General features: G+C 35.3%; 7 protein-coding genes and 1 pseudogene. 4 read left to right on the top strand and 4 right to left on the bottom strand.

The genetic code is table 11. The annotated features are described in order from the left end of the window. Nucleotides 1-10: 10 nt before the first annotated feature. Nucleotides 11-165: pseudogene (locus A5844_RS13890) on the bottom strand (ISL3 family transposase); the annotation flags it as partial. A 251-nt stretch (nucleotides 166-416) separates the two neighbouring features. On the opposite strand from A5844_RS13890, the gene A5844_RS04290 reads away from it, so the two are divergent. Genes A5844_RS04290 through A5844_RS04280 form a run of 3 tightly spaced genes read left to right on the top strand, consistent with a single transcriptional unit; the run spans nucleotide 417 to nucleotide 4,020 of the window. After that, nucleotides 417-1,169 (top strand): DeoR/GlpR family DNA-binding transcription regulator, encoded by a 753-nt coding sequence (locus tag A5844_RS04290; RefSeq protein WP_086284034.1) that lies wholly within the window; start codon nucleotides 417-419, stop codon nucleotides 1,167-1,169. Beyond that, nucleotides 1,166-2,080, top strand: coding sequence for a 1-phosphofructokinase (pfkB, locus tag A5844_RS04285; protein ID WP_086284033.1), 915 nt, complete (start codon nucleotides 1,166-1,168; stop codon nucleotides 2,078-2,080). Before A5844_RS04290 ends, pfkB begins: the two co-directional genes overlap by 4 nt. Nucleotides 2,081-2,097: 17 nt before the next feature. Beyond that, nucleotides 2,098-4,020, top strand: coding sequence for a PTS fructose transporter subunit IIABC (locus A5844_RS04280; RefSeq protein WP_086284032.1), 1,923 nt, complete (start codon nucleotides 2,098-2,100; stop codon nucleotides 4,018-4,020). Between the two features lie 320 nt (nucleotides 4,021-4,340). Here the strand turns inward: A5844_RS04280 and A5844_RS04275 are convergent, their stop codons facing one another. The 3 genes from A5844_RS04275 to A5844_RS14165 form a co-directional block, all read right to left on the bottom strand. Then, complete coding sequence (locus A5844_RS04275; protein WP_086284031.1) at nucleotides 4,341-4,883, bottom strand: hypothetical protein; 543 nt, start codon at nucleotides 4,881-4,883, stop codon at nucleotides 4,341-4,343. Nucleotides 4,884-4,886: 3 nt separating this feature from the next. Next, complete coding sequence (locus A5844_RS04270; RefSeq protein WP_086284030.1) at nucleotides 4,887-5,528, bottom strand: ABC transporter ATP-binding protein; 642 nt, start codon at nucleotides 5,526-5,528, stop codon at nucleotides 4,887-4,889. A 1,467-nt stretch (nucleotides 5,529-6,995) separates the two neighbouring features. Next, nucleotides 6,996-7,778, bottom strand: coding sequence for a hypothetical protein (locus tag A5844_RS14165; RefSeq protein WP_086284027.1), 783 nt, complete (start codon nucleotides 7,776-7,778; stop codon nucleotides 6,996-6,998). Between the two features lie 106 nt (nucleotides 7,779-7,884). Here A5844_RS14165 and A5844_RS04250 point away from each other — a divergent pair, with 106 nt between their 5' ends. Continuing rightward, on the top strand, nucleotides 7,885-8,301 hold the full coding sequence (locus tag A5844_RS04250; protein WP_136382220.1) for a DUF2712 domain-containing protein: 417 nt from the start codon (nucleotides 7,885-7,887) through the stop codon (nucleotides 8,299-8,301). Nucleotides 8,302-8,979 lie beyond the last annotated feature (678 nt).

Genomic DNA, 8,979 nt, shown 5'->3' with positions numbered 1-8,979 from the left:
TGACACAGTGGCAATGTACACATTCTTCAGGTGAATAGCGAAGCCCCCACGATAGATCAAGCAAATTTGGCCTTTGTACTTTTCTTTCATTAAGCAATTTTCCTCAAAATGGATATTTAGGTCTAGAATATTTAGAGTATCTTTGATAAGCTGAGTATAAGACATCTTGAATCCTCCTTGTGAATTGGTTGGCCAATTAATTCTAAAGGATTTCAAGGTGTCTTTTCTATTTTTTTAGTCAATAAAAAGATGCGGTGGTATCTCCTTAACTAAAAAAAGTATAGAGTCAAGTTCCGACTATAAATAGGTTGGAATTTTTTTTGACTGTTTTAGAATAATATTGAACGTTTTTGACTGTTGTTGTATTGCATATTTATTTTAAATATGATAATATTTGGCGTGAGGTGATCGTGGAAATGCTTACAGAAGAACGTAAACAAAAAATATTGCAGTTACTTGATCAACATAAAATCGTTAAGTCTCAAGAACTTGTAATCCTTTTGAATGCTTCAGAATCAACGATTAGACGCGATTTGCAGGAATTAGAAGATGAGGGGTTTTTAGAACGTATCCACGGTGGAGCAAAAAAATCAGAGTTATTGGAGTTTGAACAAAATATGAGTGAAAAAACGCTCAAAAACGTTCAAGAAAAACAAAAAATAGCTCGATTTGCTGCAAGCCTCATTAATGATGAAGAGGTTATCTATTTAGATGCTGGTTCTACGACCTTAGAGATGATCCCTTTTTTAAAAGGAAAAAGGATCACTGTAGTGACCAATTCCGTGAAGCATGCAGCAAGCTTAGTCGATTTACAAGTGTCTACGATCATTATCGGAGGGCAAGTCAAGATTTCCACAAATGCAGTACTAGGAGCCAGTGCTTTGACACAATTAAGTGATTTTCATTTTAACAAAGCATTTATGGGGATGAATGGTGTCCATCTAGAACGTGGTTTCACTACTCCAGACCCTGAAGAAGCTGCGCTGAAACGTCTGGCAATCAATCATTCTGAAGAAAGTTTCGTGCTTCTTGACCATACTAAATTCAACAAGCAAACTTTTGTTTCTGTAGCATCCCTTGAGAAAGCCACAATCATAACTGAGCGTTGTCCGTTACAATTTGCAAAAGAGTACCATGAGCGGGCAGCAATTAAGGAGGTAATCGAATGATATACACAGTTACATTAAATCCTTCGATCGATTTTATCGTACGAGTAGATGGGTTGAAATTAGGGGATTTAAATCGTATGACAGAGGATTTCAAAGTTCCTGGTGGAAAGGGCATCAACGTGTCCCGAATCTTAAAAAGAATAGATACGCAGTCAACTGCGCTAGGATTTTTAGGTGGTTTTACTGGGGATTTTATCTCTGACTGGTTACAAAAAGAAGAAATTACAACTTCTTTTACAAGTGTTGCACAAGACACACGAATCAACATCAAACTGAAGTCTGATTCTGAAACAGAAATCAATGGTTTAGGACCAGCGATTTCAGATACAGAGATTGATCAATTAAAAGAAATGCTTAATCAAGTGACTAAAGGTGATATTGTTGTGTTATCAGGTAGTACACCAGCAAGTCTACGTACAGGGTTTTATCAAGAATTGATCGAGATCATCCGTCAAAAAGGGGCAGAATTTGTCATTGATACGACAGGTGATGATCTAAAAGAAGCTTTAAGTAAAGAGCCGTTATTGATCAAGCCAAATAATCATGAGTTGGCAGAATTATACGATGTAGTCTTCCAGTCAGTAGAAGATATCTTACCTTATGGGAAGAAGTTATTAGCAGCCGGAGCTAAAAATGTATTGATCTCAATGGCCGGTGATGGTGCGTTATTATTTACTAAAGAAGGTACTTATCGTTCAAACGTACTCGTAAGACCATTGAAAAATTCAGTAGGTGCAGGAGATTCAATGATTGCTGGATTTATCGGCTCTTATAGTAAAAATCAAGATCCTGTAGAAGCATTCAAATGGGGAGTAGCTTGCGGAAGTGCTACAGCCTTCTCTGATGATTTAGCATCTCGGACATTTATTGATGAGTTATTACCGGAAGTAGAAATCACAAAAATCGATTAATATCGTGGAGGGAAATCATGGAAATTAAAGACTTAATGATCAAAGATGCGATGATCATGGACTTGCAAGCAACCGATAAAAAGGGTGCTATCGATGAAATGGTCCAAAAAATGTACGATGCAGGTCGTATCTCTGATATCGAAACATATAAACAAGGAATTCTAGCCCGTGAAGCACAAACTTCCACTGGTCTAGGTGACGGTATCGCAATGCCTCACGCAAAAAACGCAGCAGTGAAAGAAGCAACAGTTTTATTTGCGAAAAGTAATAAAGGTGTGGATTATGAAGCCCTTGATGGTCAACCTACCTACTTGTTCTTTATGATCGCTGCACCAGAAGGAGCCAATGATACACATTTACAAGCTTTAGCAGCATTGTCTCGTCTATTGATTGATCCTGATTTTGTAGGAAAACTAAAAACAGCACAAACACCAGAAGAAGTCCAAGGATTATTCCAAACGGCTGAGCAACAAAAAGAAGCGGAAGAAACAGCTGAACAACAAGAAGCAGCACCATCGTCATCTGATAGAAAATTTGTTGTTGCAGTTACCGCTTGCCCAACAGGAATTGCCCATACGTATATGGCTGAAGATGCATTGAAGAAAAAAGCCAAAGAGATGGGTGTCGATATCAAAGTAGAAACAAATGGGTCAGAAGGAATCAAGAATCGTTTGACAGCTGAAGATATCGCACGAGCAGATGGTGTCATCGTCGCTGCCGATAAGAAAGTAGAAATGGATCGTTTTGATGGGAAAGAGCTAGTGAACCGTCCTGTAAGTGACGGGATCCGTAAAACGGAAGAATTGATCAATTTAGCAATCAGTGGAAAAGCGCCAGTATTCCATGGAGATGGTAAAGATACTGATGCTGCTGAAAGCAATGCAGATGCTTCAGTAGGACAACGCATCTATAAAGACTTGATGAATGGTGTTTCACATATGTTACCATTTGTAATTGGTGGCGGGATCGCCATTGCTTTATCATTCATGGTCGATCAATTCCTTGGTGTACCACAAGATCAATTAGCAAATCTTGGAAACTATAACCAAGCAGCAAGTTGGTTCAATCAAATCGGACAAGCTGCATTTGGCTTCATGTTGCCTGTTTTAGCAGGATTTATTGCATCAAGTATTGGTGATCGCCCAGGTTTAGTTGTTGGTTTTGCAGCCGGTGCTTTAGCAAATGCCGGTGGTGCTGGATTCTTGGGCGCTTTGATTGGTGGTTTCTTAGCAGGTTATGTGATTGTATTCCTGCGTAAACTTTTCAAAAAGTTACCAAAATCATTAGAAGGAATCAAGACAATTCTATTCTATCCAGTATTTGGTTTATTGATCACCGGATTTTTGATGTTGTTAGTCAATGTACCAATGAAGGCAATCAATGATGCATTGAACGGTTTCTTAACAAGCATGAGTGGTTCAAATGCTGCTTTACTTGGTGCTTTACTTGCTGGGATGATGGCAGCTGACCTTGGTGGACCAATCAACAAAGCAGCTTACGTTTTTGGTACAGCTACATTAGCAACAACGGTAGCAACAGGAGGAAGTGTAGTTATGGCTTCTGTCATGGCTGGCGGGATGGTTCCACCATTGGCGATCTTTGTTGCAACACGTCTATTCAAAAACAAATTCAGTAAAACAGATCAAGATGCTGGATTGACGAATATCGTCATGGGCTTGTCCTTTGTCACAGAAGGTGCTATTCCATTTGCAGCGGCCGATCCAGTACGTGCTATCCCAAGTTTCATCATAGGATCAGCATTGACAGGTGGCCTAGTAGGTGCATTTGGTATTAAATTATTAGCGCCTCACGGTGGGATCTTTGTGGTCTTCTTATTAAGTCATCCAATCTTGTACCTAGTATTTATCGCTATCGGTGCAGTCATTTCTGGTGTGATTTATGGCGCATTGAGAAAATCATCAGAAGCAGTCGAAGCTTAAGAGAGATTATTATCTCAATCGGTGAAAATAACCAGTTTCAATCCTTAAACCGAAGAGTTTGAAGTAGGGTCTGCCTATTTCAGATTCTTTGGTTTTTTTGGTTCTTTGTCAAGAAATATTGATAGAACTCTTCGACAGCATAAAGTACAAAGCAAAGAATAATGATAAACAAAAAGCCCCTTGTCAGTCATTAAGCTAGCGAGGGGCTTCTTGGTAGGACCATATCATTTTTAATGAAAAGTAAGTAGAAGTTTGGGAGATGGATATCATTAATCATATGGTCTATTAGTGATTTTTCATAATTTTTATTGCAATTCTATCTAGACTTTAAAGATTATTCCTTTATATTTCCCATGGTGATAGTTTTTAGAATAGTTCTCTTTATCAAATTTAAGAAGAGATTGTGTACTGATGATGAAATAAGTATCATTTTTGACATAGACGTCCGCATCAATCGTAAATATCATTGAAATGGTAGTTGTTTCATTAGGCTTCAATAACTTTAGATCCGCTTTGACGTTTGTCGTATTGTATGGTGAGTATCCAGTCATCAATTGATTTTCAAATAATGTCGTAATGTCTTGGTCAACATTGGATGAATTTTTCACCATTAATTCGACAGTCAAGGGCATCAAAGTGTACTGGTCTTCTGGATTTCCACCATCATAATGACTTTTCTCGCCGGTTTTAGATGAAACTAAAGAGATCTCGAGGCAATTTAGAGAGGCTACTTCATTTTTCTTGAATTCTTGGACATCAAATGTTTTAGGTGTTTCTTTATTGATGGAATGGATTCTTAGACCGCTAAAGAGAATAAAGAAAAAAGATAAGAGAAATAGGCCGAATGTCAAAATTTTTTTCATACATTACACCTCGATAGGAGTATAAACTCCGTTTTCTACTTTATAGAATTTATCACATACTTTTTCTAAATCTTCATTTCGATGGCTAGTCAAGAGGATCAATTTCCCTCTTTTTTTCAGGTCTTCAATAATAGAAAGTAATAATTCGATTCCTTGATTGTCCAACCCATTGAAAGGTTCATCTAAAATAACTAACGATGGATCGTCCATCAAAGCTTGGGCAATTCCTAACCTTTGTTTCATCCCCAAGGAATATTTTGAAACTTTCAGGTCTTTATTCTCAAGGAGGCCTACCAACTGTAATAGCTCAAGTACATCTGCTTTTGAAACTGTTTTGGTCAACAATGAAAGGCTATATAAATTTTCATATCCTGACATTGAAGGGATCAAACCGGCATGCTCAATCAGGATGCCAGTTTTGGTAGGGAAGTCTACGTCTTCACCAACACGTTCTTCACCTACTTTTATGCTACCTTCATGAATATTGATAAATCCACAAATAGCTTTAAACAACATGGACTTTCCAGAGCCATTTGGTCCGATAAAACCTACTGCTTCTCCAAGATTTCCAGTTATAGTTACGCTATCTAAAATGTTCTTTCCTTTTCTGATCACACGGACATCGTGAACTTCTAAATATGACATATTTTACCTCCTAAAATGTGTGTCTTTTCATAAAAAAATCAATTGTACAAATAAGGATGATTATCACGAGAATGTTTGATAGCACTGCCCAAGAGTAACTATCTACAGTTAGATATTGGTTGAATTGTCCATCTAATATGAGAGAACTTTTTAGAGGGAAATATTTGAAATCAGCTATACTTGCTACAGTGATCACTAACAGACTGAACATGAAAGAAAGGATGCTATTAGAGAATATTAAATACACCGCTAAACATAAATAATTGATGATCATTACGGTTAACCAAAGTAATACGAAGTATTTCACGAGACTCAACGACAGAGCATGGTGATTATAGACTACGACTGCTACAAAAAAATGAAAGAGAAATACATACGATAAGGATGCTTCAAGTACAGAAATCAGTATAGAAACACTTAATATTCTTTTACTTTTTACACGAATCAGTAAATAAGTGCTTTGTTTTTCTAAAAGATCAACTATGGAGAAAGATATTCCTAGCATTGAGAAAAGATGAAAGATAATCCATAAATATGGAAGTTCAAAATCTTTGAAATCAATAATTGGGTAGTGGACTGAAAACAAAAAGCTGATTAATTTTTTCTCATTAAAATCGATAGATGTGTAAACAAATTTGATATTGATCATATAAAGTAGAAGGAAGAAAGCAGCTACAAACCACCATTTTTTTCCATAAGTAAGAATGAACTTCAAAAATATTTTCCTTAAAGTTTTAACCAGTTTCAATATTGCATTTCCTCCTTCCTATCACTAGTAAAAAGCAATATAAGAGTAAATTTGCAAAGAATGAATAAGAAAATGAGAGAGAAAAATTGGAGTTATGGAGGATTGTTTCTTGATCCATAAAGAAAAGCAGACTCCATTTTCCTACAGGCATTATTAACATGGACGAAGCAATTCCCCACACTATAAACCAAGAAATGAATGGTATTTTAATCAAGTGACTTAGAGTCATAACTGTTAGCTCCAAAAAGAAATTTTGAAGTAGCCTGATAGCGAATAATTTCAAGAGAGGGTAGTATCCAACAGAAAAGGGAAGATCACTTTTGTAAATAAGCCAGTTAAATAAATAATGAGTCAATGTCAAATCGATAAAGTAGAAAAAGGTCAAACATCCAGTGACTAAAGCAAGTAGAAATATGTTTCGATTTATTAAGTGCCTTTTCTTACTTGTATGGAGGATAAAGAAAGGAGAAGTCGTTATTTCGAAAAAGTATGCTGAGAAAAGCAAGAGTGGGATAAAATAGAATATCAATGATATTCCATTAAAGCCACCATTTAAAATTCCTTTATTTCCTAATAAAAGGTTTAGTAGGTTGCCTTGTTCTTGTCCAAAGAAATAGTATTGGAACAGAAGATTGCCCTTATCGAAAAGAACAATTGACAGTATGATGAATAGACTCATTTTATTTCTCGATAAACGGAAAAAATAGAGACAGAGTTGACTAAATCTCATGTTTTTTCACACCTTGGATGACTGTGAAGATAGATAATAAAAAGATGATCAATAAAAAACTGATGCCAGTCCATTGGAGATTTTCAGTCCCGATAAACTGAGAGGTTAATGTTAAAGATTCTTTTCGGAAAATTCTGATCGTCATATCTATACACATGAGAATAAATAAGGGCGTGATTATTGCTAAATAGCGATTTTTTAAAAGATAAGAAACAATGGTTGAAAGAAGGGACAATGCACCTCCAAAAACGAATATAAAAGCAACCCGTAGAGTAAAATAGATGAAGGGATGTCCATAATAAATGCTGGGCATAAAATCCTGAGAGTCAACTAGTTGCATACTATAAAATCTGTTTAGTGGGATAGAAGGAATAAATAGTAACATCCCCCACATACTTACTAAGACAGGAAGGATAGAGATGATCCCACCACAAAAAAAGGACACAAACATATGATTCGTCAAATATCTTTTCAAAGTTGAATGGCTGATGGCTGACTTGATGTAACCTGTGTTTATATCCTGAGCGACAGTATCACCTACAGCGATAGAGGAAAAGAGAGGAAACAGGAATCGATAAATAATTAATGTAGGAATTGGAATAACAAGTAATTGAAATGAAAAAACACTAGCCGGATAACCTAGGAAGCTCTCTTTGGGGAACGATATTAATATATCTCCTGTTATTAAACTGGATACACCTAAGATAAAAGAAAAGCCTATCATTACTTTTAACTGAAGTTTTTTTAAGGTTCTATATAGAATAGAATACATGGTTCACCTCGTGATTTTTTATTTTGTAAAAATATCGTTTTGTTGTATGATTATTATGTTCAAATAATAACATAAAAAGAAAGGAGTTATTATGAAAAAAGTTGTATTGTCAATAGTATTAACTTTAGCAATCATGGGTGGGACACTTGCTTTTGCTTCTGAATTGGTTTCTCGATCAAACAATAGTGCCACAGCTTATTCATTTACTTTTACTCCAGAACTAAGTACTAACGAATATACTGATGTTCGTCACAAAGAGGATGCAAGTTCAGCTTATATGAAGTTAGAAAGGCGATCGAGAGCACAAGAGTTTACTGCCAGTGTGGTAGATGCTAACAATGGCAACTTTAGCCAAACATGGTTTGTAGTTATTAGAACGGTTGGCGCTGAGTATTTCATCCCTAACACCGCATATGAAGACCAAGGGTATGGGGTAAATGTTAAAATTAGAGCACACACAGGAGATTTGTTCGGATTTGATGCTTCAGGAGTTTGGAGTCCTGACAGCGTAAGATACAAATAAACGATTTGTAATGATGTGAGCAAATAATTATCATTTTTTATGTTATGTAATTTTGAACTTTATCAAAAAGCTAGGAACGATTGGCAGTTAATGTTGTAAATTAATTGTCAATTGTTTTTTTGTTTAAAATAAAAAGAGTTGAATTCCACTGCTTTCGTCCTAGCTTAAAAGAATAAAAGATAAAATGGTATCTTAAGTGTTTTGGCTAGATATGAAATAAAGCAATGAGGTTATTTTTTATAGCTAACCAATATTCTCAACCACTTTTACGGAAAAGCAACCAACTCATTTAGGTAACAGTATTATGAAAAGTTCAAGGAAGGTCAAATTTTTATATGTTACGTACTAGACTCTATGTTGGATTTTTTCTTTTTTTGTAACTAAGAATAAACGAATACCGTTGTTTATATACTAGATAGGATTTTGACCATTTACCATTTTTTAGTTGGGATAATAATGTCTTGCAGCGTTATCTATGAAGGTAGAGAAAATAGTATGATTTTCTAAGAAACAAGTTCAATATAAAAAATAAAAATGAAGTTCAAATGAAAAAAAGAAAATAGAATAATTATATCACTATAGTTTTTTTATTTTGCTATTTATCAAAAAGAAACGTAAAATTCCATTTGAAAACATACAGATTTTTTTGTGATTTTTTATATCAAAATCATTTAGTAA

Source organism: Candidatus Enterococcus wittei (assembly GCF_002140175.1).
Classification (GTDB): domain Bacteria; phylum Bacillota; class Bacilli; order Lactobacillales; family Enterococcaceae; genus Enterococcus_B; species Enterococcus_B wittei.
This window is presented reverse-complemented; position numbering and strand designations above follow the sequence as displayed.

Coding starts and splice junctions, on each gene's coding strand:
- A5844_RS04290 (WP_086284034.1), top strand. CDS start 417: ATGCTTACAGAAGAACGTAAACAAAAAATATTGCAGTTACTTGATCAA.
- pfkB (WP_086284033.1), top strand. CDS start 1,166: ATGATATACACAGTTACATTAAATCCTTCGATCGATTTTATCGTACGA.
- A5844_RS04280 (WP_086284032.1), top strand. CDS start 2,098: ATGGAAATTAAAGACTTAATGATCAAAGATGCGATGATCATGGACTTG.
- A5844_RS04275 (WP_086284031.1), bottom strand. CDS start 4,883: ATGAAAAAAATTTTGACATTCGGCCTATTTCTCTTATCTTTTTTCTTT.
- A5844_RS04270 (WP_086284030.1), bottom strand. CDS start 5,528: ATGTCATATTTAGAAGTTCACGATGTCCGTGTGATCAGAAAAGGAAAG.
- A5844_RS14165 (WP_086284027.1), bottom strand. CDS start 7,778: ATGTATTCTATTCTATATAGAACCTTAAAAAAACTTCAGTTAAAAGTA.